At 63.7% G+C, this 23,506-nt stretch carries 22 protein-coding genes and 1 pseudogene; 10 read left to right on the top strand and 13 right to left on the bottom strand.

Annotation, left to right across the window (positions count from 1 at the left end; all coding sequences use genetic code 11):
• Window positions 1-7: 7 nt before the first annotated feature.
• The gene (def, locus tag NKI16_RS08175) at window positions 8-538 is read right to left on the bottom strand and encodes a peptide deformylase (RefSeq protein ID WP_023676950.1); all 531 of its coding nucleotides are present in this window, start codon (window positions 536-538) and stop codon (window positions 8-10) included.
• A gap of 103 nt (window positions 539-641) precedes the next feature.
• On the opposite strand from def, the gene NKI16_RS08170 reads away from it, so the two are divergent.
• A complete protein-coding gene (locus NKI16_RS08170) occupies window positions 642-1,904 on the top strand; it encodes a DNA recombination protein RmuC (RefSeq protein WP_352568528.1) in 1,263 nt (420 codons plus the stop codon).
• A gap of 39 nt (window positions 1,905-1,943) precedes the next feature.
• Here the strand turns inward: NKI16_RS08170 and NKI16_RS08165 are convergent, their stop codons facing one another.
• From NKI16_RS08165 to NKI16_RS08155, 3 genes are all read right to left on the bottom strand, one after another.
• Window positions 1,944-2,348 (bottom strand): GFA family protein, encoded by a 405-nt coding sequence (locus NKI16_RS08165; RefSeq protein WP_023676952.1) that lies wholly within the window; start codon window positions 2,346-2,348, stop codon window positions 1,944-1,946.
• A 67-nt stretch (window positions 2,349-2,415) separates the two neighbouring features.
• Window positions 2,416-3,378, bottom strand: a complete 963-nt coding sequence (locus NKI16_RS08160; RefSeq protein ID WP_352568529.1) for a cation diffusion facilitator family transporter — start codon at window positions 3,376-3,378, stop codon at window positions 2,416-2,418.
• A 122-nt stretch (window positions 3,379-3,500) separates the two neighbouring features.
• Window positions 3,501-4,310 (bottom strand): transglutaminase-like domain-containing protein, encoded by an 810-nt coding sequence (locus tag NKI16_RS08155; RefSeq protein ID WP_352568530.1) that lies wholly within the window; start codon window positions 4,308-4,310, stop codon window positions 3,501-3,503.
• A gap of 215 nt (window positions 4,311-4,525) precedes the next feature.
• Between NKI16_RS08155 and NKI16_RS08150 the strand changes: the two genes are divergently transcribed.
• Both NKI16_RS08150 and sugE read left to right on the top strand, forming a co-directional pair.
• Complete coding sequence (locus tag NKI16_RS08150) at window positions 4,526-4,651, top strand: hypothetical protein (RefSeq protein WP_013528464.1); 126 nt, start codon at window positions 4,526-4,528, stop codon at window positions 4,649-4,651.
• A gap of 154 nt (window positions 4,652-4,805) precedes the next feature.
• Window positions 4,806-5,118 (top strand): annotated as a pseudogene (sugE, locus tag NKI16_RS08145) (quaternary ammonium compound efflux SMR transporter SugE).
• A gap of 82 nt (window positions 5,119-5,200) precedes the next feature.
• Here sugE and NKI16_RS08140 read toward each other — a convergent pair.
• Entirely contained in the window at window positions 5,201-5,629 is a 429-nt protein-coding gene (locus NKI16_RS08140; protein ID WP_023676956.1) for a DUF6481 family protein, read from the bottom strand.
• A gap of 229 nt (window positions 5,630-5,858) precedes the next feature.
• Here NKI16_RS08140 and NKI16_RS08135 point away from each other — a divergent pair, with 229 nt between their 5' ends.
• The 3 genes from NKI16_RS08135 to NKI16_RS08125 all read left to right on the top strand — a co-directional run bounded on the left by NKI16_RS08135 (window position 5,859) and on the right by NKI16_RS08125 (window position 9,372).
• The gene (locus NKI16_RS08135; RefSeq protein WP_352620590.1) at window positions 5,859-6,920 is read left to right on the top strand and encodes an LLM class flavin-dependent oxidoreductase; all 1,062 of its coding nucleotides are present in this window, start codon (window positions 5,859-5,861) and stop codon (window positions 6,918-6,920) included.
• Between the two features lie 133 nt (window positions 6,921-7,053).
• A complete protein-coding gene (locus NKI16_RS08130) occupies window positions 7,054-8,214 on the top strand; it encodes an AI-2E family transporter (protein ID WP_023676958.1) in 1,161 nt (386 codons plus the stop codon).
• Between the two features lie 156 nt (window positions 8,215-8,370).
• Entirely contained in the window at window positions 8,371-9,372 is a 1,002-nt protein-coding gene (locus tag NKI16_RS08125) for an LLM class flavin-dependent oxidoreductase (protein WP_352568533.1), read from the top strand.
• A gap of 156 nt (window positions 9,373-9,528) precedes the next feature.
• Here the strand turns inward: NKI16_RS08125 and NKI16_RS08120 are convergent, their stop codons facing one another.
• Both NKI16_RS08120 and NKI16_RS08115 read right to left on the bottom strand, forming a co-directional pair.
• Complete coding sequence (locus NKI16_RS08120) at window positions 9,529-10,152, bottom strand: L,D-transpeptidase (RefSeq protein WP_352568534.1); 624 nt, start codon at window positions 10,150-10,152, stop codon at window positions 9,529-9,531.
• Between the two features lie 254 nt (window positions 10,153-10,406).
• The gene (locus tag NKI16_RS08115; RefSeq protein WP_352449454.1) at window positions 10,407-11,426 is read right to left on the bottom strand and encodes a LacI family DNA-binding transcriptional regulator; all 1,020 of its coding nucleotides are present in this window, start codon (window positions 11,424-11,426) and stop codon (window positions 10,407-10,409) included.
• Window positions 11,427-11,643: 217 nt separating this feature from the next.
• Between NKI16_RS08115 and NKI16_RS08110 the strand changes: the two genes are divergently transcribed.
• Genes NKI16_RS08110 through NKI16_RS08100 form a run of 3 tightly spaced genes read left to right on the top strand, consistent with a single transcriptional unit; the run spans window position 11,644 to window position 15,499 of the window.
• Window positions 11,644-13,227, top strand: coding sequence for a sugar ABC transporter ATP-binding protein (locus NKI16_RS08110; protein ID WP_352568535.1), 1,584 nt, complete (start codon window positions 11,644-11,646; stop codon window positions 13,225-13,227).
• Window positions 13,224-14,537 carry an ABC transporter permease gene (locus tag NKI16_RS08105; protein WP_352568536.1) on the top strand — a complete coding sequence of 438 codons (1,314 nt, stop codon included), beginning with the start codon at window positions 13,224-13,226 and terminating at the stop codon, window positions 14,535-14,537. The genes NKI16_RS08110 and NKI16_RS08105 overlap by 4 nt, the downstream gene beginning before the upstream one ends.
• On the top strand, window positions 14,534-15,499 hold the full coding sequence (locus tag NKI16_RS08100) for a substrate-binding domain-containing protein (RefSeq protein WP_254815861.1): 966 nt from the start codon (window positions 14,534-14,536) through the stop codon (window positions 15,497-15,499). Before NKI16_RS08105 ends, NKI16_RS08100 begins: the two co-directional genes overlap by 4 nt.
• A 68-nt stretch (window positions 15,500-15,567) precedes the next feature.
• On the opposite strand, the gene NKI16_RS08095 is transcribed toward NKI16_RS08100, so the two are convergent.
• The 6 genes from NKI16_RS08095 to NKI16_RS08070 are packed head-to-tail and all read right to left on the bottom strand — an operon-like array spanning window position 15,568 to window position 22,632.
• On the bottom strand, window positions 15,568-16,029 hold the full coding sequence (locus NKI16_RS08095) for a MarR family winged helix-turn-helix transcriptional regulator (RefSeq protein ID WP_352568575.1): 462 nt from the start codon (window positions 16,027-16,029) through the stop codon (window positions 15,568-15,570).
• The gene (locus NKI16_RS08090; RefSeq protein ID WP_352568537.1) at window positions 16,026-16,610 is read right to left on the bottom strand and encodes an amino acid synthesis family protein; all 585 of its coding nucleotides are present in this window, start codon (window positions 16,608-16,610) and stop codon (window positions 16,026-16,028) included. The genes NKI16_RS08095 and NKI16_RS08090 overlap by 4 nt, the downstream gene beginning before the upstream one ends.
• Window positions 16,603-17,478, bottom strand: a complete 876-nt coding sequence (locus NKI16_RS08085; protein WP_352455944.1) for a UPF0280 family protein — start codon at window positions 17,476-17,478, stop codon at window positions 16,603-16,605. The genes NKI16_RS08090 and NKI16_RS08085 overlap by 8 nt, the downstream gene beginning before the upstream one ends.
• Complete coding sequence (locus tag NKI16_RS08080) at window positions 17,475-19,019, bottom strand: 6-hydroxynicotinate reductase (protein WP_352455943.1); 1,545 nt, start codon at window positions 19,017-19,019, stop codon at window positions 17,475-17,477. The genes NKI16_RS08085 and NKI16_RS08080 overlap by 4 nt, the downstream gene beginning before the upstream one ends.
• Entirely contained in the window at window positions 19,016-21,772 is a 2,757-nt protein-coding gene (locus NKI16_RS08075; RefSeq protein WP_352683049.1) for a molybdopterin-dependent oxidoreductase, read from the bottom strand. The genes NKI16_RS08080 and NKI16_RS08075 overlap by 4 nt, the downstream gene beginning before the upstream one ends.
• Window positions 21,772-22,632 (bottom strand): FAD binding domain-containing protein, encoded by an 861-nt coding sequence (locus NKI16_RS08070; protein WP_352839787.1) that lies wholly within the window; start codon window positions 22,630-22,632, stop codon window positions 21,772-21,774. The genes NKI16_RS08075 and NKI16_RS08070 overlap by 1 nt, the downstream gene beginning before the upstream one ends.
• A 272-nt stretch (window positions 22,633-22,904) precedes the next feature.
• On the opposite strand from NKI16_RS08070, the gene pncA reads away from it, so the two are divergent.
• Window positions 22,905-23,504 (top strand): bifunctional nicotinamidase/pyrazinamidase, encoded by a 600-nt coding sequence (gene pncA / locus NKI16_RS08065; protein WP_023676971.1) that lies wholly within the window; start codon window positions 22,905-22,907, stop codon window positions 23,502-23,504.
• Window positions 23,505-23,506 lie beyond the last annotated feature (2 nt).

The raw sequence follows: 23,506 nt of genomic DNA, 5'->3' as shown, positions 1-23,506 counted from the left end.
TCGACGCCTACCCCACCATCTTGCCCGGCGCCTTGTCCCTGGCGAGCTTCTTGAATTTCTTGACCACCATGTCGCGCTTCAGCTTGGAGATGTGATCGATGAACAGCACGCCGTTGAGGTGGTCGATTTCATGCTGCAGGCAGGTCGCCATCAGCCCCTCGGCCTCGATCTCCTGCAGCTTGCCGTCGCGGTCGAGAAACTTCACCCGCACCGCCGCCGGACGCTCGACCTCGGCATAGTAATCCGGGATCGACAGGCAGCCTTCCTCGTAGACCGAACGCTGGTCGGAGCTTTCGAGGATTTCGGGATTGATGAAGACGTGCGGTGCCGGCGTCTCGTCCTCCTTGGCCAGGTCGATCACCAGCATGCGCAAGGGTTCGCCAACCTGGATCGCCGCGAGGCCGATACCGGGCGCGTCATACATGGTGTCCAGCATGTCGCCGGCCAGTTTGCGCAGATCGCCGTCGACACGCTCGACCGGTTTTGAAACCTGGCGCAGGACGGGATCGGGGAGGATGATAAGCGGCTTGATCGACATGGCGTCTCACCTAAGACCTCGCAGGAAAAGCGTCAACCGGGGCGCCTTCGGGTCGTTCACGTTTTGATCTGTGCCGGCAGACCGAATCATCTATGCTGTCGACATGAACGATCTGGCCACCATCCTGTCCGAACCTGTCGCCCGCCTCGGCGCCACCACGATCACGCTCGGCCAAGCCCTGGGTTTCGGCGCAATGCTGTTCCTCGGCCTGTTCGTGGCGCTCGTCGTTGCGCTCTGGCGATCGGCCAAGGCGCGTGCAGTGGCGGCCGCCGAAGCCGCCGACCACGCCCGCGACGCCGAGGTGCGGATGGCTGGTATCTTGGCAAGCCAGGCGGAAATGCAGGGCCGCATGGGCGCCATCGCCGAAGTGTTCGGGGCGCGCCAGGCGGAACTGACACAGTCGATCGGCCAGCGTCTCGATGCCATGACCGGCCGCCTGGGCCAGACCATGACCGAGCAGACGAGATCGACGCATGAGAGCCTCGCCAAGCTGCAGGAACGGCTGGCGGTCATCGATATCGCGCAAGGCAACATCCAGTCGCTGGCCGGCCAGGTCGTGCAATTGCAGGCGATCCTTTCCAACAAGCAGACGCGCGGCGCCTTCGGCCAGTCGCGCATGGAAGCCATCGTCGCCGACGGATTGCCGCACGGCGCCTATGAATTCCAGGCGACCTTGTCGAATGGCAGCCGGCCCGACTGCCTGGTGAAGATGCCGAACGGCGCACCGTCGCTTGCCATCGACGCAAAGTTTCCGCTCGAGGCGTGGAATGCCATCCGTGCCGCCGAAGGCGCCGACCTGCAGAAGTCCGCTGCACAGGCTTTCCGCCGCGACATCGAGGTGCATGTCCGGGATATTTCCGAAAAATACCTGATCCAGGGCGAGACGCAGGACACCGCCTTCATGTTCGTGCCCTCAGAATCGGTGTTCGCCGAAATCCATGAGAATTTCGAGGCCGTTGTCCAAAAGGCGCATCGATCGCGGATCGTCATCGTCTCGCCATCGCTTTTGATGCTGTCGATCCAGGTCATCCAGGCAATCCTCAAGGATGCCCGCATGCGCGAGCAGGCACACCTGATCCAGGGCGAGGTTATCCGGCTGATGGAAGACGTCTCCCGGCTCGACGAGCGGGTGCGCAAATTGCAGACGCATTTCGGCCAATCGGCCAAGGATATCGACGACATTCTGGTCTCGACATCGAAGGTGACCAGGCGCGGACAAAAGATCGAGGCGCTGGAGTTTGGCGTGCAGCCGGCGGAGGACACCGCTGGTTCGAATGGCAGCGGAGCAAAAGCGGAAAGCAGCCCGCGCGTCGCCGATTCGAAAACCGGGCAGTTGAGGCTAAGGGTCGTCGAAGGCGACGATTGAGAGCTACGCCGGAACCGGAGGCTTCGCCCGGGTCTGGCGCTACTGCTCCTCGATGATGGTTGTGCCTTCGAATTCCGGCAGCCAATGCAGCGCCGAGCGGTGCCAGATCTGCTTTCTCGGCACCAGTTGCTCGCGCTGCCGTGCCGTGCCGACCCTGATACCGTAAACCTTCGGTCCCTCGCCCGCCGACGTGGCGTAGAGATGCGAGCCGCACTCACCGCAAAATGCCTGGGCGCGCTTGGCGCCGCTCGAACCGGTCTTGATGTAGATCTTCGGCGTGCCCTTGGTGATCCTGTAATTGTCCTCGGACGCCGGCACGGTGACGCGAAAGGCCGTTCCGGTTAGCTTCTGACAATCGATGCAGTGACAAATGGTGGTCTTTTCCGGATCGACTTCGGCCTCGTAAGTGATAGCGCCACAATGACACGCGCCGTCGATTTTCATCTTCGTTCCTCCTGGAGCTTTTGCCCGCAATCATAACCGGGACTGCCCGATGGCGCAGCCATTTTCCTCAGGCCGGTTCCCCTCCGGACGCCGCCAAGGCCTTGCTCCGGCGTTCCCAGGTGCCGGTGGTCTGCGGCTTGACGAACAGCCGCGTCACCTCCGGCATCTCCGCTTTCAGCCGCGTCTCGAGGCGCTCGACACAGGTCTCTATCTCCGGCGCCGACAAATGATCCTCGAACTCGATGCTCAAAGCGGCGACGATCTCCTGCGGACCCATATGCAGCGTCAGCACGCCATTTGCCCGTTGCACCGCCGGGTCCTGCTGGACGATGGCCAGCACCTCTGTTTGCACCTCGGGCGAGGCCGGCTCGCCGAGCAGCAGGCTCTTGCTTTCGCGCGCCAGGAAGATCGCGGTCCCGCCCAGGATGAGCGCGATGCCGATCGACGCGGCGCCGTCGAGCTTCGGCATGTCCAGCAGTTCCGCCGCCGATATCCCGGCGAAGGCGACAACGAGGCCGAGAAGTGCCGCGCTGTCCTCGAAGAGTACGGTGTAGACACTCGGATCCTTGCTGAGCTGCACCGCCTCAAGCCAGCCGTGGCTGCCTTTTTGGTGGCGGAATTCCTTCAGCGCCACCAGCCAAGAGGTGCCTTCGAAGAGAAAGGAAAGGCCAAGGACAGCGTAGTTCACCTTGGCGTTGGCGATCGGCTCCGGCGCCATGATGTGCGTCACGCCTTCGTAGAACGATATGCCGGCACCCAGTGCAAAGACGAGGAGCGCGACGATGAAGCTCCAGAAGTACAGCTCGCGGCCATGGCCGAGCGGATGCGTGCGGTCGGCCGGCCGGGAGGCACGGTGCATGCCGTAAAGCAGCAGGCTGCCATTGCCGGTATCGACGAGCGAGTGGACGCCTTCCGAGAGCATTGCCGAGCTGCCCGTGAACAAGGCAGCGGCAAATTTGGTCAGTGCGATCGCAAGATTTCCGGCGAGCGCCGCATAGATCACTTTTTTCGACCCGCCATGCGCCGCCATGGTGTGCTGCCTTGGTTGATGCACCGAGATTGGCGGAGCGCCCGCCCACGCTCCACAGCTCTCACAACGCCCGAAGTGCCCAGTTGTTCACAAGGTCAGTTGTTAAAAAGGGCGGCGCGGGGCTATTCGACGACCTCGTCCGTCCAGACCTTGAAGCCAGCCAGCGCGCCCGGCCCAAAAATGTGGGTCAGCGGCACATCGGCGGCATCGCGTCCGGAGGCAATCAGGATGCGGCCGATGCGCGGCGCGTTATTGCGCGGGTCGAACGCGTGCCAGCGGCCGCCGAGATAGACCTCCATCCAAGCGGCGAAATCCATGTCCGACCACGGCTTTGGCAGGCCGATATCACTGATATAGCCGGTGCAGTAGCGGGTCGGAATGTTCAGGGCGCGGCAGAAGGCAACAGCGAGGTGAGCAAAGTCGCGGCATACACCACTCTGCTCGCGATAGGCCTCGGCGGCGGTGCGCGTCGGCCGTGCATTGAAATAGTTGAAGACGATGTGGTTATGGACGAAGTCGCAGACCGCCTGGACGCGCGGAATGCCGAGCGGGGTGCTGCCGAACAGCCGCCACGCTTCATTCGACAGCACGTCGCTCTCGCAATAACGGCTGGGCAGCAGGAACAGCAGCGTCTCCGATGGCAGATCGCGCACCTCGTGCTGCCACGCCGTCAGCTCGCGCGTCTCGAAGGAGCCGGCGTCGCGGATCACCGCGTCCGTGCCGAACGCAAAGCGCCCGGCCGGCGCAACGAAACGGTTGCACCAATTGCCGAAACTGTCGCGGTAGCTTTCGATCGGCACCGGCGGGTTCGACGTCAGGAAGTCCGGCCGCTCAAGATCGGATGCGCGCGAATAATGGACGTTTAGCATCGCGATCAGCGGTGTTTCCTGCGGGAAGTCGAAGCTCATCTGGCAACCGATGTGGATCCGCATTGTCGTCCTGACCGGCCTGCCTGATCATCAGCCGGCGAAACGCAAGGGCTGATGCTGCAGTGCGAAGAAGACCATGGCACGGACCGCTGCGGTTTACGAGGGAATTAGAAACCGGTTGACAGCCATCGGCCAGGGCGACTGCACGGCAGCGGCCTCTTGCAGTCGAGCGTTTTCTCTTGTTTCACTTCGCCAGACGTCAACTGGAGGAACGAATCATGGCTAAGGGTGCGATGAAGGCAGGCAAGGAAGCCCGCAAGCCGAAGAAGGACGCGAAGAAACCCGCTCCGGCGCCGGCCCTGAAGGCACCGCCGGTGAAGGCGATGAAGCTGAAGGACAAGTAGGGCCGCAGCTACCGTTTCGGCTTATTTCGACCGGCCGCAAACGCGGCCGGTATGATTGTTCACTAAGCTCACGCGCATCCCCTATGGATGCGGCGAAGGCAATTTTTGCGCTTTTCAAGAAATCGCCCGGAAGCCATCGAAACGGAGCGTTCCGATGTCGTGGATTTCCTGTTCCTCGCCGGCCTGTTCGAGATCGGCTGGGCGATCGGCCTCAAATACACCGACGGATTCTCGAAGCCGCTGCCGACCGTCCTGACGGTAGCCTCGATGATCGTCAGCCTGACCTTGCTCGGCCTGGCGCTGAAGGCATTACCGGTCGGCACCGCTTACGCGGTGTGGACCGGCATCGGCACCGTCGGCACGGCGCTGTTGGGATATGGCTGCTCGGCGAGCCAGCGACGGCGATCAGGCTGGCCTGCATCGCGCTAATCGTCTGCGGCATCATGGGACTGAAGCCCGCGGCTTAGCCGATTCTGACGGACGAGCGCGTTCGGGGCCGCTGCAAGGCGGCCCTGATTCTTGAATTCGGCTGATCAGTGCCGGAAGGCGCTATCGCGCGGAGAAGCCGGGCGGCGTCCTGCCGGTGCGCTGCTTGCGCGCCGCATAGCGTGCGTCACGCTTGGCCTTGCGTTCGGCCTCGTCGGCAAGAAAACGGGCGATCCGCTCGTTCTCTTCAGCTTCCCGGATCTTCGCTTCGGCCTGTGCGGCTTCTTCCGCGGCGATGCGTGCCGCTTCGGCAGCTGCCTCGCGCTCGGCCTTTTCGGCCGCTTCGCGCGCCAGCTTTTCCTGCTTCAGCCTGGCCTTTTCGGCCTCGCGTATCGCGCGGGCCTCGAGGATCGCCTTGCGCTCGGCCTGTCGTGCCAGCACCGCTGGATCATCTGGCGCCGGCTTTGCCTTGAAGCGCTCCAGAAGCGCCTTCTTTGCCTCGTTTGCGGCATTGCGCCGCTCGAAAACGTCTTTTTCCCTATAGATAGCCAAGTCCACTTCCCTGAAGTCAATTTGCGAGGCTTACATACGCGTGAAAACCGAGAGTTCAAGCGCCAAAACGGTATGCCAGCCATGAAATTCTGATCTGTTGCAACCGGGAGACGCCATTTCGATTGAATTCGGCTGAAAGCACCCGCACTGTTCACCATCCAGGCATCTGGCGGGGCGGCGGACAGATCGCTACGTGTAGCGCCAAGACAAAACGCTGGGATGACACACTATGGAACTCGGTCTCTACACCTTCGCCGACGTCAGCCCGGAACCGGGTCCCGGTGCGATCGGTGCGCATGAGCGGTTGCGCAATTTGATCGAGGAGATCGAGCTCGCCGACCAGGTCGGGCTGGACGTCTTTGGTCTCGGCGAGCACCACCGTCCCGACTATGCTGCCTCGGCTCCGGTGGTGGCGCTGGCGGCGGCGGCCGAACGGACCAAGCGCATAAGGCTGACCAGCGCTGTCACCGTGCTGTCGTCCGACGATCCGGTGCGCGTCTTCCAGCAGTTTGCCACCCTCGATCTTCTGTCCGGCGGCCGTGCCGAGATCATGGCCGGGCGCGGCTCGTTCATCGAGTCCTTTCCGCTGTTCGGCTACAATCTCGAAGATTATGACGAGCTCTTCGCCGAGAAGCTCGACCTGCTGCTCGCCATCCGCGATCATGTCAAGGTGACCTGGTCGGGCAATCTGCGCGCGCCGATCAACGACCGCGGCGTCTATCCGCGGCCCTTGCAGGACAAATTGCCGATCTGGATCGCCGTCGGTGGAACACCGCAATCCGTCGCCCGCGCGGGCGTGCTCGGGTTGCCGCTGGCACTGGCGATCATCGGTGGCGAGCTGGCGCGGTTCGCACCGCTGTTCGATATCTACAGGGATGCAGCCAGGCGCGCCGGCAACGATCCGGCAAGCCTTGCCACCAGTCTCAATGTGCACGGCTTCATTGCCGACACCACGGATCAGGCAGCCGACGATTTTTACGGGCCGCAGGCCGAGGTGATGAACCGCATCGGCCGCGAGCGCGGCTGGGGGCCGACATCGCGGGCGCATTTCGACCAATCGCGCGGCCCAAACGGCGCGCTGTTCGTCGGCAATCCAGAACAGGTGGCCGAGAAGATCATTGCCCAGCACAGGATATTCGGCAACGACCGCTTCCTGCTGCAAATGGCGATCGGCACCATGCCGCACGCCAAGGTGATGAAGGCCATCGAACTCTACGGCACCAAAGTGGCGCCGATCGTGCGCCGGGAAACTGCGAAGGCCGTTCCCGCCGTGGCGGCGCCGGTTGCCTGATTCCCAGTCACCTGATTCATTGCCAAGGCCGCGAGGCGGCCTTGCCGGTGACGCCGGCTAACGGAACCTTGAAGCGACAGAGGCGTTTTCGCCAACGGTCTGCACCAATCGCGGTGTGCCGCCGAGGGTCAGAATGAAAGCCGAACCCGACGCTTCGGGCGCAAGCGCTGCCGAAAGCCCGGATCCGCGCGTCGAGGCGCGGGCGGATGCGCATCTGATGCGTTCGCTGCTCGTCGGCATCTTCATTCTCATGGCGATCTACGCGCTTTACTTCGCCCGCGCCTTCTTCATGCCGGTCATTCTGGCTTTCCTGCTGGCGCTGACGCTGACGCCGATCGTTCGCTTCCTGCGCAAGCATGGCATGCCCGATGTCATTTCAGCGACACTGTTGGTGCTGCTTTCGTTCTGCCTCGTCGCCGTCGCGGGATATCTGCTCAGCGGCCCGGTCATCGACCTCATCAACAACACCTCGACGATCGGCCAGCAGCTTACCGAACGTCTGGCACAACTGCGCCGTCCGTTCGAACGGATCGTGGAGATTTCGCGCCAGATCGAGGGCCTGACACAGACATCCCAGGAGCCGGGCGTTCAGAGGGTGGCGACGGCGCCATCCGGTATTCTCTCGCAGGCCGCCGGCAATGTGCTGTCGGCCGGCGCCAGCGTTACCATCGTCTTCGTCCTGTCGCTGTTCCTGCTCGCCTCGGGCACGATGTTCTATGAAAAGATCGTCCAGTCCTTCCCCAGTCTCAGCGAAAAGAAGCGGGCGCTGCGCGTCGTCTACGACGTAGAACGTGAAATCTCGCATTATCTGCTTACTGTCACGGTCATCAATACATGTCTCGGCGTGGTCATCGGGCTCGGCCTGTGGGCGCTCGGCGTGCCCAACGCGCAGGTCTGGGGCGCGGCAGCGGCTCTGCTCAATTTCCTGCCCTATATCGGGGCGCTGACCACCATCACGCTGGTTACGATCATCGCGCTGATAAGCTTCGACACGATTTCCTATGCGCTGCTGGCGCCGGCCTTCGTCCTTATGTGCGATGTCGTCGAAGGCCAGTTCGTGACGCCGACGGTGGTCGGCCGCCGTCTCGAAATCAACGCAGTGGCGATCCTCATCGCCATCGCCTTCTGGTCGTGGCTGTGGGGTTTTGTCGGCGCGCTGCTGGCGGTGCCGCTGCTGGTCGTCATCAAGGTGTTCTGCGATCATTTCGACGGCCTCAGTCATGTCGGCAATTTCCTGGCGGCGCAGCATACGGCAGCGATCGAGGACGAAGAGATTCCCGAGGTGAAAAAGTAGCGGCTTAAAGGGTCAAAAGCGTCCCCCCGATGGGGCAGATCACGACCTTGCATCGGTCGCACGTCCGTTGTGCCCTCAGCGCTCCATCAACATTTTGAATTTGCCGCCTCGGCAACGGCTTCCTACATCCCTTCGGCCCACAGGAAACCCGCGCCGATGACCGTTCTTTCCGTTCTCGACCTGTCGCCGATCGTCGAAGGCAGCAACGCTTCACAGTCACTCGCCAATTCGCTCGATCTCGCCCGTCATGCCGAGCGGCTGGGTTACCGGCGCTATTGGCTGGCAGAGCACCACAATATGCCGGGCATCGCCAGCGCCGCCACCTCGGTGGTCATTGCCCATGTGGCCGGCGGCACCAATACGATACGCGTCGGCGCCGGCGGCATCATGCTGCCCAATCATTCGCCGCTGGTCATCGCCGAGCAGTTCGGTACGCTTAACGCTCTGCATCCTGGCCGCATCGATCTCGGCCTCGGCCGGGCGCCCGGCACCGACATGGCCACGGCACGGGCGCTGCGCCGTAACCTCGACGCTGGCGCCGACAATTTCCCGCAGGACGTCGTCGAGCTGATGGGTTACTTGCAGCCGGCCGAAGACGGCCAACGCATCCGCGCGGTGCCCGGCGAAGGCGAAAAGGTGCCGATCTGGATTCTCGGTTCCAGCCTCTACGGCGCGCAGCTTGCCGCCATGCTCGGCCTGCCCTACGCCTTCGCTTCGCATTTTGCGCCGGCCGAGCTCGACCATGCTCTGGAGATCTACCGCTCGCGTTTCCAGCCTTCGGAGCAGCTCGACAAGCCTTATGTGATGCTCGGCCTCAACGTCTTCGCCGCTCCTTCCGATGCCGAGGCGCGGCTGTTGTTCACCTCGCTGCAGCAGGCCTTCGTCAATCTGCGCACCGGCCGGCCCGGCCGATTGCCGCCGCCGGTCGAAGGATATGAGCGCGACCTCGATCCAATGGCCAAGACCATGCTCGGCCAGGCGCTTTCCTGCGCCGCCGTCGGCTCCCCGGAAACGGTCAGGCAAGGCATCGAGGCGTTTGTGCGCCGCACAGGGGCCGACGAGCTGATGGTCACAGCGCAGATTTTCGACCATGCGGCGCGGGTGCGCTCGTTCGAGATCCTGGCCGACGCTCACAAATCGCTGTCGGAAGCTGCCTGAGAGTTGGTTCGCCACTTGCCACTGTTGCGGGCAAGGCCGGCCTTAGGCAGGGAACATCGCGAACAGGTGTGCGAAGACATAGCGAACATTTCGCGCGTTTTAGGCGGAGGTTTTCGATCCGTCATGCTCGTCCGTTAGCGGGAAACGCGGCGTCCACTAAATAACGATCACCTTGGTGCCGATTGTGGAGCGGTCATAGAGATCGATGATGTCCTGGTTCATGAGGCGAATGCAGCCCGCAGACACGGCTTTGCCGATGGACCACCATTCGGGGCTACCGTGCAGGCGATATCCAGTGTCACCCTTCTCGTTGAAAAGATAAAGCGCCCGCGCACCGAGCGGGTTCACGAGTCCGCCCTCCATATGGGCCGGTATGATGCGGCCTCGCTTCTGCTCGCGCACGATCATCGCGGACGGCGCGCTCCAATCCGGCCATTCGCGCTTCCTCGCAACGTGAGCAGTGCCATGCCACTCGAAGCCCGCCTTGCCGACGCCGATGCCGTAGCGCAGTGCCTGACCGTCTCCCAGCACGTAGTAGAGAAACTTCGCTCCTGTATCGACAATGATGGTGCCAGGCTCCTCGTCAGTTGCATAAGGCACTGTCTGCCGACGGAACTTTGGGTCGACCTTGTAGATCGGAACCGGCGGAATGCGGAAACCGGCGTCGGTGAGGCCGCCATAGGCCTGGGGAAAGGTCTGTAATGCTCCGCCGGTGGTGCAGCCGGAGAATGCGACCATCCCAGCAAGTCCCAGCCCAATTAGGATCGATTTCACGCGCATGACTCAAGCCGGCGCCCGTGTGAACGATCAGCCGCATCTCGTCATATTCCTAATCCGACATGCTTCGATTGCCAAGATTTTCCTGACTGTCGGCTGGCTGATTGTTGGCCACTTGGCTCGATCGGCGCCGCGTCCTTCAATTGCTCGGTTTTCGAACGACGAACGCCCGTAGTGGCTGCGAAGGCCCGGGGTCGGCAGGACAGAGGGAGCGCTGTCCGTCCGGCATTGCAAAGTTTCTGAACAGAGCCCAAGCGCTACGCGCTGACGCTCTGCGCAGTCGCACCTAGCGGACGGCATGAATTGCGGATCATCAGGCGTCCCTTGAGCGTCAGCTTGCGCGGCGGCGCATCCCTGTTTCCGGCGAGCCGGTCGAGCAGCAGATTGGCCGCCTGTTCGCCAATCGCCTGCACCGGCTGTGCGACCGTGGTCAATTGCGGCCGGAACACATCCGACCACGGAAAGTCGTCGAAGCAGGCGACCGAAATATCCTCCGGACAGGACAGGCCGATATCGCGAATGGCCTTCATGGTGCCGATCACCATCGGGTTGTTGGCCGAAAAGATGGCGCTCGGCCGGTCGTGCAGCGAAAGCAGCTGCATGGTGGCATTGTAGCCGTCGACTTCATGGAAGTTGCCGAAGCGGACGAGTTCGGCCTCGGCCGGCAGGCCGGCGGCCTGGAGGGCCTCGCGGTATCCCGCCATGCGGTCATGCATCGGCGAGATATCGAACGAGCCGGAGATGTAGCCGATGCGCCGATGGCCGAGATCGATCAGGTAAGTGATGGCGTCGAACACCGCGCGCTGATTGTCGAGAACGACGGCATCGGTGTCGACACCCTGGCAAACACGGTCGAGCAGCACGACCGGCACATTGGCGTCGTCGACAATCCGTTTGAGGATCGCGCCGTCACCGACACGCGCGACGATCAGTCCGTCGACCATGCGGTCGAGCAGCAGCCTGATCTGGTCGTCCTGCGTGTTCAGGTGCTCGTCGGTGCAGCACAGCATGACGGCGTAGCCGGCCCTGTCGAAAGCCTGCTGGATGACCGAAACCACGTCGGTAAAGAACGGATTGGTGATGTGTGGGACGGTGAGCCCGATGGTGCGTGTGGTGCCCATCTTCAGGCTGCGGGCAATGGCGTTGCGCTTGTAGCCGATGTCGCGGATCGCCTGTTCGATGCGCTGACTGAGCTCGGGGCTGACGGTCGCGGTGCCGTTGATCAGCGCCGATACGGTGGCCACGGAAACACGCGCGGCCTCGGCCACATGAAGCATGGTCGGAGCCGTGAATTTGCGCTGCTTTTTTCGTCCTGACGCTGTCATTTTCGAAACGTTTCACCACTCCACGGTAGCAATACGTACGGAATCTTATGATTTTGCGCAAGAATTGAAATGGAACAATCTCAGGCTCCAGATATTGCCTTGACATGATCGAAACGTTTAGATTAGCGTTTGAGGTGTTCGGTGACGACGGAGGGAGGCCGTCCTTGTCATGCAGCACGGCAATTCCATCCCTGCGCAAGGCGCTACGGCGGACGGCTCGGCTATCGTAGTGAGCGCCGAGCACATCTCCAAGTCCTTCGGCGGTATCGCCGCGCTCGTCGATGTCGGCTTCGAACTGCGGCGCGGCGAGGTCCATGCGCTGATGGGCGAGAACGGCGCCGGCAAGTCAACGCTGATGAAGATCCTGTCCGGCGTCTATACGGACTATAACGGAACGGTCAGTATCGATGGCTATCCGGTGCGCTTTGCCGGCGTCCGCGAAGCCGAGCGCGCCGGCATCGCCATCATCCACCAGGAGCTGAACCTCGTTCCCGAACTTAGCGTCGCCGACAATATCTTTCTCGGCCGCGAGAAGCTGATCGCCGGGCTGATCGTCGACCGCAAGGCGAGCAGCCGCGCTGCCGGCGCGCTCTTGCAAAGGCTCGGCATCGAGCTCGACCCGGATGCGCGCGTCGGTGCCTTGCGCGTCGGCGAACAGCAGCTGGTCGAGATCGCCAAGGCGCTGTCGATGTCGGCGCGCATTCTGATCATGGACGAGCCGACCTCGGCGCTTTCGCCGGCCGAATGCCAGCGGCTGTTCCGCATCATCCGCCAGCTCGCCGACAGCGGCGTGGCGATCGTCTACATTTCGCACCGCATCGACGAGGTCATGCATCTGGCCAGCCGCGTCACCGTGTTTCGCGATGGACGCCACGTCCTGACGCGGGCGATGGACAAGCTCGACGAAGACGCCATAATTTCGGCGATGGTCGGGCGAAACCTGCTTGCTTCCTCCCAGGAGCACCGCATCCCCGGTGGCAACACGGTCCTGTCCGTAAGCGAGCTGTCGCTGTCGAAGCCCAATCGCCATGGTTGGCGCACCGTGCTCGATGGCGTCAGCTTCGATCTTGCCGCAGGAGAAATCCTCGGTATCGGCGGGCTGCTGGGCTCGGGCCGTACTGAAATCCTGGAAACCATCTTCGGGTCCAGCGGCGGACGTGCCGGCGGTGAGATCAGGCTCGATGGCGAGGCAGTAGAAATCCGTTCGCCGCGCGATGCGCGCCGGCTCGGCATCGCTCTGGTCACGGAAGACCGCAAGACGCAAGGCCTGCATCTCGAGGCCTCGATCACCGACAATGTCGCGCTGCCGCTGGTCGGCGCGCTGGCGCGGTTCGGCGTGCGCTCGCTGGCCGGTGAGCAAGGGCTGGCACGGGACGCCGTCAAGGCGCTCGGCATTCGCTGCGAGACCGTCGAGCAGCCGGCGGGCACGCTGTCCGGCGGCAACCAGCAGAAGGTCGTCATCGGCAAATGGCTAGCGACGAGGCCGCGGGTGCTGCTGCTCGACGAGCCGACACGCGGCATCGATGTCGGTGCCAAGCGGGAAATCTACGATCTCATCTTCAAGCTGGCGCGAGACGGGCTGGCGATCGCCGTGATCAGCTCGGAATTGCCGGAGCTGCTGCATCTTTCCGACCGTATCCTGGTCATGGCCGACGGCCGCCAGACGGGAATCCTGTCCCGCGCGCAAGCCAGCGAGGAGGCCATCATGCGGCTTGCGGCGCCGCGACGGACGATGACGAGGCCTGCCGCATGAGCATTTTGCATATCCTGTCCCGGACGAAGCTCTATTGGGGCCTGATCGCCATCTTCCTGATCGGCGTGCTCGGCTCGCCGATCAGCTCCAAGGGCAACAACATCTTCCTGTCCTACGGCAACCTGCTCGATGTGCTGCGCCAGGTGTCGACCACCGGGCTGATTGCCACCGGCATGACTGCGGTGATCATCACCGGCGGTATCGACCTTTCCGTCGGCTCGCTGATGGCTATCTGCACGGTCGTCTGTGCCATGCTGCTGACGGTCCCCGGCGTGACGCCGGCGGTGGTGCTGGGGGTGCCGACAGTTGCCCTGGCAGCCCTTTGCCTCGGCATTCTCGTCACTCGTTTCATCCTGCTGAACATCGAAAAATCCCGCGCCGGCGCGCAGGCCACGCACGACATCAGGTTGGACAGCGTTCGCGGGCTGGTGACGCCCGGCATTGTCGGGGTGATCCTGTGCAGTCTGGTGCTGTGGTTCCTGCTGCCGCAGGTGGGCTCAAAATTCGGCGTGCTCGGCGTGCTGCTGGTGGCGCCTTGCGTCGGCCTGCTGTTCGGCGCGCTCAACGGCTTCATCATCGTCGCCGGGCGGCTGCAGCCCTTCATCGTGACGCTGGCGATGATGGTCACTGCGCTCGGCATCGCCCGGCTGACAGCCGGCCAGAACAATGCGGTGCTGCCGGTCTACACCGGCTCGAATGCCACCGCCGATTTCGAAATGCTGCGCACTCTGGTATTCGGCGTGATCCCGATGCCGGGCCTGTTCTTCCTCGGCGCCATCCTGATCTACGGCGCCGTGCTGCGCTTCACCCCGTTCGGCCGCTATGTCTATGCGATCGGCGGCAATGAGGAGGCGGCGCGGCTGTCGGGCATCGCCGCCGGCCGCGTGAAGATCGCCACCTATGCCGTGTCAGGGCTGCTGGCCGGCATCGCGGCGGTGCTCTATGTCGCGCAGTACCGGCAAGGCAAGCCGGACGCCGGCGCCGGGCTGGAGCTCGACGCGATTGCCGCCGTGGTCATCGGTGGCACCAGCCTGATGGGCGGACGCGGCAGCCTGACCGGGACGTTCTGCGGCGTGCTGATCTTCGGGCTGCTCTCGAACATCCTGCAGCTGCACAACATCAATTCGAACCTTCAGCTGGTGCTGAAGGGGATGATCATCATCGGTACCGTGCTCGTACAGGAGCGCAGTGCCGGTGATCTTCTCTTCTATCTGCGACTGCCCGGTGGGCAAGCGCACAAGGAAACGGCCGCGGCAAAGCGGCCGTCGCAAGAGACCGCGTCTCTGAATATTGGAGGAAACAAGAAATGAAACGACGTGAATTGTTGAAGCTCGCCGGGCTGACAGCGGCACTCCTGACCACGACCGCCATGCTTGCCGGCGGCGCCCATGCGCAGGACAAGAAGTGGAAGATCGGCTTCTCGCAGGTGACGACCATCGAACCCTGGCGGGCTCAGTTCAACAAGGACATCCTGGCCGAAGCGGCCAAGCATCCGGAAGTCGAGCTGATCATCACCGACGGCGAGGACAAGACCGAGAAGCAGGTCGCCGATGTCGAAAACCTTATCCGTCAGGAGGTCGATGCGCTCTTGGTATCACCGAAAGAATCCGCCGGCCTGACCGGTGTCGTGCAGCAGGCGATCGATGCCAAGATCCCCGTCTTCGTGCTCGACCGCAACGTCGAAACCAACGACTACACGCAGTTCGTCGGCGGCGACAACAAGCTGATCGGCCGGGCTGCCGGTGAATATGCCGTCGAGCTGCTTGGCGGCAAGGGCAAGGCCGCCGGCAACGTCGTCGAGATCTGGGGCGGCATGGGCACCCAGCCGGCACACGACCGCCATGACGGCTTCCATGAATTCACCGACAAGGAGCCGGGCATAAAATACCTGCTCGACCAGCAGTCGGGCGATTGGAAGCAGGACCAGGCCTACAACATCATGGCGACGGCGTTGCGCAACAACGAGAAAATCGATCTCGTCTACGGCCACAATGATCCGATGGCCTATGGCGCCTATCTTGCCGCCAAGGACGTCGGACGTGAGAAGGACATCAAGTTCATCGGCATCGACGGCCTGCCCAATGAAGGCGTGCAGCTGGTCGCCAATGGCGAGCTGACGGCGACGTTCACTTATGTGACGCCGGGCGCCGAAGGGCTGCGGCAGGCGATCAAGTTCCTGAACGGGGAGAAGGTGGAAAAGACCATCACCCTGCCGACGCAGAAGATCACCAAGGAAAATGCCGCCCAGATCCTGAAGGACAACGGCCTCTGAGACGAGGCTTTCCTGCCGGGCGTTCAGCGCCCGGCAGGAACAACAACCAAATGCCGGCAGGCAGCAGCTCAAGCCAGCTTGGCCAGTAGCTTCATGAAAATGGCCGCTTCCTTGGCGGAAAGCGGCGCCAGCGTTTCCTGCGTAATCTCACGGGCAAGCGGAATCAGCCGCTCGATCGCGTCGCGCCCCTCGGCGGTCAGATTGACCAGCAGGCGCCGTTTGTCGACTTCGTGTTTGCTAAGTTCGACAAAGCCACGCGCTTTCAGCCGGTCGATGACGCCCTTCACGGTCGCCGCATCCATGGCGATCAGGCTGCCAAGCTGGTTCTGCGAGGTCTCGCCGACGTCGTGCAATTTGGCCAAAGCGGCAAATTGCGGCGGCGTCAGATCGGCGATGTGTGCGGCGAAGATCGAGACATGGCGCTGATGCGCCTTGCGCAGGATGAAGCCGACCTGCTCCTGCAAGCGATAGTCGTTTTCGTCAGGCTCCTCGGCCTCGACCAGCTTGAGCAGATTGTCCTCGGCGCTCACCGCAGCCCATCCCATGCCTTAATGTCCTTGGCCGCCAGCCCACCCATGCGGTCGTGCACGCGCGGGCCGCAGGTCATGGCGAGGCAAAACAGGATCTCGTCGGGACGGGGGCCATCGCTGATGCCGATTTCCATGGCATCGAAATGGCTGCGCACATAGGCGGCGTTGATGTGGCCGAGCGGCACATCGAGCCGCGCGCCGAAGCCGCCGACCTTCTTCGCCGAGGGCACGATCGCCTTGGCGTCGCCGAGCCGTTCGCGCATGGCATAGCCGCCCGGCACATGCCACAGCGCGCCATGCTCCAGCTCGCCCGCCATGCCGACGATGGCGCCCTTGCCGTAACCGTCGATCTGTTTGACGTCGCCGCCCAATGCGGCAACAAGCCTGTCGGAGAGCAGCAGCCCGAGCGGCTTCAAATCCTCCATGGCGCTCTGCAGTTCCTCGACGTAACGGCCGGCGAACGGGTTCTTGACCACGGCCATGGCCGCCGCGCGGCGTCGCGGCACCTTCGCCACCGGCCCGCCTTCGTGAAAAATCTCTTCGGTCAGCACGGCGATCTTGCGGATCGGAAACTCAGGCATGAGCAATTTCCCTCTCTAAAACTTTATTGGCGAGCGCCATCGGACCTGCGATGCGCGCCTGACCGCCGAGGAAAAGCGCCGCGGCGGCAATCAGGCCGCGCCGCCGAAACTCCTCGGCAACGGCAAATCCGCCTTCCAGCGCAATAGCGATTTCAGCGGCGGAAAGCAGCCCCACGCCCTGCGTCACCAAACGGTCGCCGAGATCGCTGTCAGGTGCGAGATCGCGCGCCCGTACGCGCCTAACGGCCGGATGACCGGGCAGGTCGACGGCGTTGGCGATCAAGGTCGCGGCGGCATCGGCTTCAGCACCCGTTCGCGCCAGCACCGTGACCGCGTCGGCGATGCCCAGCGAAAAGGAGCGGCCGCGCCAGCCGCTTGTCGCGACACCGCGGATCCCGTCTTCGGGGCGGATCGTGAGACGATCTGCCAACCCATGACCTGTCCCGGCAATGGCAAGCGTCATCGACTGCCCGTGGCCGAGATAGATCGCGCTGTCGCCGCCATTGTTGACATAGGCGCGCTCTAGCCGGCGGCCGGCAAGCAGCGCGCCAAGCACTTCGTCGGCTACCGAGCCGGCGACGGCCGCCATCGGTGTGATGAATTGTTTCGCTAGCGGAACGACCGCCGCTTCCATGTGGCGCGCCGTCGGGCCAGCGAAAGCACGTGGCCGCGAGGCGGCCGGGCGCCGCAGTTCGGGCAACTCTTCGACCAGTTCGGGCAGGATTGTCTGGAAGCGCGCCACTGCCTGACGATATGCGGCGCTGCATTCACTCGCCTCGCCGAATGCCTCGACGATCAGGTCGATCGGCCCATGATTGAGGTGAAGCCTCCGGCCGTCCTCGAGCCAATGCGCCTGCGGGCCGTTCATCGCCCGGCCCCGTTTGCGGCCGCGCGACGCAACTGCGCCAGCGGCGGCCAGGGATTGTCACGGGGTGCGGCCGTGCCGCGGCGCGGATTGAGATATTCGCCGCCCTTGGCCAGGATATCGTCGACGCTGCGGATTTCGCCTTCGTAGCCGCCAAGCCTGACATAATCGTCGCGGCGCATGGTGAACTCGATCGGCGCCACCAGCGCCGGGGTCGGCACATAGCCGAAGGCGCCTTCCGGCACGCGGGTGACGTCGACCATCAGCGTGATGCCGCCGCCCGGCCAGACATAGACCGGCGCGCCGCCGACCGTCACATAGGTCGTCAAGCCCTGCACCGAGCGGGTCAGATTGACCGGGTTCTCGGTGACGCCGGCGCGCAGCGAGCCGCCGGCGCCGCCGACGAAAAGCACGGTGCAGAGCGCCGGCTCGCAATTGTCCTCGATCAGTTCGACCGACTTCCGCAGCCGCTCCGGGAACGGTTCCTGGACCGGCTTCAGTTCGTCGTCGAGCTCGTAATAGGCGAATTGCTCGCCGGTGGTCGAGACCATCAGCAGCGACATGCCGGGGCGCGCACCCTTTTTGGCGTTCCATTCACCAAGGATCGACAGCGGGTCGGAAATGCTGGTGCCGCCCCAGCCGAGGCCGGGCTCCGACACCTTGAAATAACGGCCCGGCGTCGAACGGCGGCCGATGATCTTGATGCCGGTATCCTGCCAGCCAAGCACCTTGCCGGCCTGATGCTCGGAGACGACGCCGGTGATGTGGTCATCGACCACCACCACCTCGTCGACAAGGCCGCGCCATTGGGTCGCGAACATGCCTATGGTAGCCGAACCGCAGCCGACGCGCATGCGCTGCTCGAGCTTGCCGTCGATGACCGGCGGCTTGCCGGCTTCGACGATGATGGTGGCGCCGCCGTCGATCACGAGTTCAACCGGTTTGCGGTTGCACAGGGCGAGCATGGCGTCGCAGGTGGCGCGCCCTTCAGCCTTCGAGCCGCCGGTCAAATGATGTACGCCGCCCAGCGACAGCATCTGCGAGCCGTATTCGCCGGTCGTGACATGGCCGATCGCCTCGCCTTGGGCACGGACCGTCGCCGTTTCGGGGCCGATATGACGGTCGGTGTCGATCTTCACCTTGACGCCGCAATAGGAGAAGATGCCCTCGGTGACGACGGTGACCAGATCGACGCCCTCGACCTCCTGGCTGACGATGAAGGGCGCCGGCTTGTAATCGGGATAGGTGGTGCCGGCGCCGATGGCGGTGACGAAGCGGCGGCCGGTGTTGACCAGTTCGCCGTCCCATGCCTCGCCTTCTTCGGCAAAGGGTACGATTGCGGCGCCGGTCTCGGCCGCGTGGTCGAGGATGGTCAGTGGATCCATCCGCACGATCCTGCCGCCAACATTGCCGTAGCGGTCGCAGGCGCCGGTGCGGCCATCGGCGATGTAGCACATGACCGGACAGGCATCGCAGCGGATCTTCTCGGCCACCAGCTTCTCGCCGGGATCGTGTGTCTCGAAGCGTTCGGCAAGCTCGCTCATCGGCGCGCCTCCTTGTCGAGGATGGCGGCGCGGATGCGGGTCGGCGTCGCCGGAATTTTGGTGACCAGCACACCGGTGGCGTGGCGGATGGCGTTGAGGATCGCCGGCGCCGTCGGGATCAGCACATGCTCGCCCAAACCCTTGGCGCCGAAGGGTCCTTCCGGATCCGGAACTTCTATCAGGATGGTCTCGATCGGTGGCACGTCGCCGATCGTCGGGATCAGATAATCGTGCAGGTTTTCGGTGCGGCCGGGGATGAATTCCTCCATCAGCGCCATGCCGATGCCCTGGGCGATGCCGCCCTCGATCTGGCCCTCTGCCAGTAAAGGGTTGATGGCCTTGCCGACATCGTGAGCGGCGGTGATTTTTATAAGCTTCACGGTGCCGAGCCTGAGGTCGACCTCCAGTTCGGCGATCTGGGCGCCATAGCCATAGACGGCATAAGGCTTGCCCTGGCCCTTGGCATCGAGCGGCAGCGTCGGCGGGTCGTAGCTTTCCTCGGCGCGGAAGACAAAGCCTTCGGCGTCTACCTTCAGCGAGGAAAGATCGATGCGGCGCGTCGCTTCGCCTTCCCCGATGCTCAGACTTGTGCCGTCCAGCGCAATCGCCGCCTTTTCCGAGACATTGGCGAAACGCAAGATCTCATCGCGCAAGGCGCGGCCGGCCTTTTCGGCGGCCTTGCCGGTGACGAAGGTCTGGCGCGAGGCCGATGTCTTGCCGGCGTCGGGGGTGATCGCCGTGTCGGCGCCTTTCAGCCGCAGCTTTTCAAGCGGAAGACCCAACGCGTCGGCGCAGATCTGCGCGATGACAGTGTTCGAACCTTGCCCGATATCGACCGCCCCCTGATGCAGCACGACTTCGCCCGATGCCGAGATGCCGACCTTGATGGTCGACGGATTGGGCAGCGAGGTGTTGCCGCAGCCGTACCAGCAAGAGGCGACGCCGACGCCGCGTTTTTTTTCGCTGCTGCTACGGGCGTTGAACGCGTCGGCGTCAGTTAGGGCACGCCGCCAATGTGAGCGCAGGGCCGCCAGGCAGTCGGCGATGCCGACGCCCGACTCGAGCCGCTGCCCGGTAACTGTTTCGGATCCGTTCCGAAGGCAGTTCTTCAGGCGAAAGTCGAGCCGATCCATGCCGAGCTTGTCGGCTAGCTCGTCATAGAGGGTCTCCTGCATGATCGTCGCCTGCGGCACGCCGAAACCGCGAAAGGCGCCGGCAATCGGGCCATTGGTGTGGATGGCGCGGCCTTCGGCGCGATAGTTCGGCGTCGCATAGGGGCCGGAGGCGTGCACCGGCACGCGGTTGGCGACCGTCGGCCCCCAGCTGGCATAGGCGCCGGTGTTGAAATCGCCGGCGAAGACCATGCCGGTGATGCGGCCGTCGGCATCGGCGCCGATGCTCGCTCTCATCAGAGCCGGATGGCGCTTCGTGGTCGAGATCATCGATTCGGTGCGGCTGTAGGCGAGCGCCGCCGGCCGGCCGGTTTTCATGGCGACAAGGCCGATGAGCGGTTGCAGCGAGACGTCGAGCTTGGAGCCGAAGCCGCCGCCGGTCGCGGTCGGCACGATGCGCACCTTTTCCGGGGCAAGGCCGAGCACTTTTGCCGTGTCGTCACGGTCCATATAGGGCGCCTGCGTGCAGGCGACGACGACCAGCGTGTCGCCGTCCATGAAGGCATAGCCGGCTTCCGGTTCGATATAGGCATGCTCGACATAGGAGGTGTCGATGGCGCCGGAAACGACGAAAGCCGCACCGGCAAGCGCGGCTTCCGGGTCGCCACGCTCGACGAAGCCGGAAGTGAGCAGGTTCGAGGGCCGGTTTTCATGGACCAGTTGCGCACCGCCGGCCTGCGCTTCGCCAGTTTCCAGAAAATGCGGCAACTCGGTCCAACTGCAAGGAAAATCGGCAAGGTCGAGATCGAGGATAGCCTCGCGTTCGCCGGCAACCAGCGCCACCGCCTCACCACGAAAGCGCGAAACCCCTTCGGCCAGCGCCGGCTGGTCGGCGAAGGGCGCGATGACGCCGAAACAATTCTTTCCCGGAATGTCGGCGGCGGTGAAGACGCCGGCAATGCCGGGACGGGATTTCACCCAGCGATCGAGATCGCCGAAGCTGAAGGCCGCATGATAATGCGGCGAGCGGGCCACCAGCACCGACAATGCGTCGGCCGGGAATGAATCACCGCCGAATTTTTCGCCGCCAGTGACTTTCGGAAGGCCATCGAGGCGGATCGGGGAGGAGCCGACGGCATGGCCAGAGGATGGCATGCGCTGATCGAGACCATCGGCGTGGCGCCAAGCATCCATCACCGCGGTGACGATCTTGCGGTAGCCGGTACAGCGGCAGAGCACGCCGCCAAGTGCATCCTGCGTTTCGGCCTCGCTCGGGCAAGGCGTCCTGTCCAGGAGTGCCGTTGCCGCGACCAGCAGGCCGGGCGTGCAGGCGCCGCATTGCGCTGCGCCATGGCTGAGGAACGAAGCCTGCAGAGCCGACAACCGGCCATTGGCGAGGCCTTCGACTGTCGTCACCACGGTGCCGGAGGCGGAAGCCGCGGGCATCAAGCAGGCGCAGACCGGCTCGCCGTCGACCAGCACCGTGCAGGCGCCGCAATCGCCGGCATCACAGCCGATCTTGGTGCCGGTCAGCCGCAACTCGTCGCGCAGCACCGCGGACAGCCGCCGCACCGGCGGCACACAAACGCTGACGGCGGCGCCGTTGACTTCGAAGGCGATGTCGGCGCGCTCCATGCCCATCAGGCCGCCGCCCTTTCGTCGGGAACAGCGCCCATCGCACCAAGCACGGCGCGGGCGACGATCTCGCGCGCAGCGTCCAGCCGATATTCGGCGCTGCCGCGCACGTCGCCGATCGGCGACAGCTCGTCCATCGGTGCGGATTGGATCGCAGTGGCCAGCGCGTGGCCGACGGGCCGGCCGCGTAGCGCCGCCTCGACACCCGCCAGGCGCCTGGCGACAACCGAGCAGGAACCGACGGCGACGGCCGCGTTCCTGACCATACCATCTTCGACGGCCAGGCGTGCGGCGGCCATGGCGATGGAGATGACGAGATAACGCCGCGCGCCGAGTTTCACGAAGGCGGAGCTGCCGGCGGTCGCGGGTTTGGGAATGCGGATTGCCGTGACCATTTCGCCGGGCTGCAGTGCGGTGCGACGATTGCCGAGGATGAATTCTGCAAGGGGCAGATGCCGGGTCGCCACAGCGGAACGCAGTTCGACTTCGGCATCGAGCACCAGCAGCGCCGGCACGCCGTCGGCGGCCGGCGAGGCGTTGCAGAGATTGCCGGCAATCGAGGCAACGTTCTGGATCTGCACCGAGCCGACTTCCCGCGCCGCCTGCTTCAGCGCGTCGAAAGCCGCCGGCAGAGGACGGCGGACGAGATCGGTCCAGGTGGTGCGCGCGCCGACGAGCCAATGGTTTTCGGCTTCGGCAATGCCGCGCAATGCCACCAGGCCATTGATATCGAGGACATTGTCGCGGAAAGGCTTGCTGCCCTGTGCCGGATAGAAGTCGGTGCCGCCGGCGAGGATGCGCCATTGCCCTTCGCGGAGCAAAGCGAGGGCGTCGTCGACCGTGGTGGGTTTTGCGTAACGGATCACGCTTTGCCTTCCCAGAATGGGCTTCCCGAGAGGGGATCCTGCCGAAAGATTTTCCCGAGCATTCAAGGCAGGAAATTCATTCGTATGCAAATGATATCAAGCCGGCAGGAATTGTCAAAGCCAGAGTTTGCACGGCTGTTGGCACCGGTGCACCCGGAACGCATTTGTTATGCCATGAGAGGTTGACGCAGCCGGCCATCTGGTCAAGTTTCTGCGTCCGGTCGCGTTTTCATTGGAGCCTAAGCTCAAGACCAAGAAAATAAGGAGGCTCCATGGCCGACGAAGCGCTTGTCGTTATCGACCTGCAGAACGATTTCTGCCCGGGTGGCGCCCTTGAAGTGGCCGGTGGCGACGAAATCGTGCCGTTGGTCAATGACCTAATCCGGCGGACCGAGCACGTCCTGCTGACGCAGGACTGGCACCCTGCCGGCCATTCGAGCTTTGCCTCCAGCCACCCCGGCAAGCACCCGTTCGAAACGATCGACGTGCCTTATGGCCACCAGACGCTGTGGCCGGATCACTGCATCCAGGGCAGCCTGGGATCGGATTTCCATTCGGGCCTCGCCTGGAGCAAGGCCGAGTTGGTGATCCGCAAGGGGTTCCGTCCTGCGATCGACAGCTATTCCGCATTCTTCGAGAACGACCGGACGACGCCGACCGGCCTTGCCGGCTATCTCCGGGATCGGAACATCGAGACGCTGACCCTGGTCGGCCTGGCGACGGATTTCTGCGTCGCCTTTTCGGCGCTCGACGCGGTCAAGCTCGGTTTTGAGACGTCCGTGCGGCTCGACGCCTGCCGCGGCATCGATCTCAACGGCTCCGTGGAGAGGATGCTGGGCCGGATGCGCGATGCCGGCGTGACACTGATTTGAAC

Origin of the sequence: Mesorhizobium sp. M0698, from assembly GCF_040320455.1 — a bacterium.
GTDB lineage: Bacteria > Pseudomonadota > Alphaproteobacteria > Rhizobiales > Rhizobiaceae > Mesorhizobium.
Note: the sequence above shows the minus strand (reverse complement) of the source record. Positions and strands in the feature narration are given on the sequence as shown.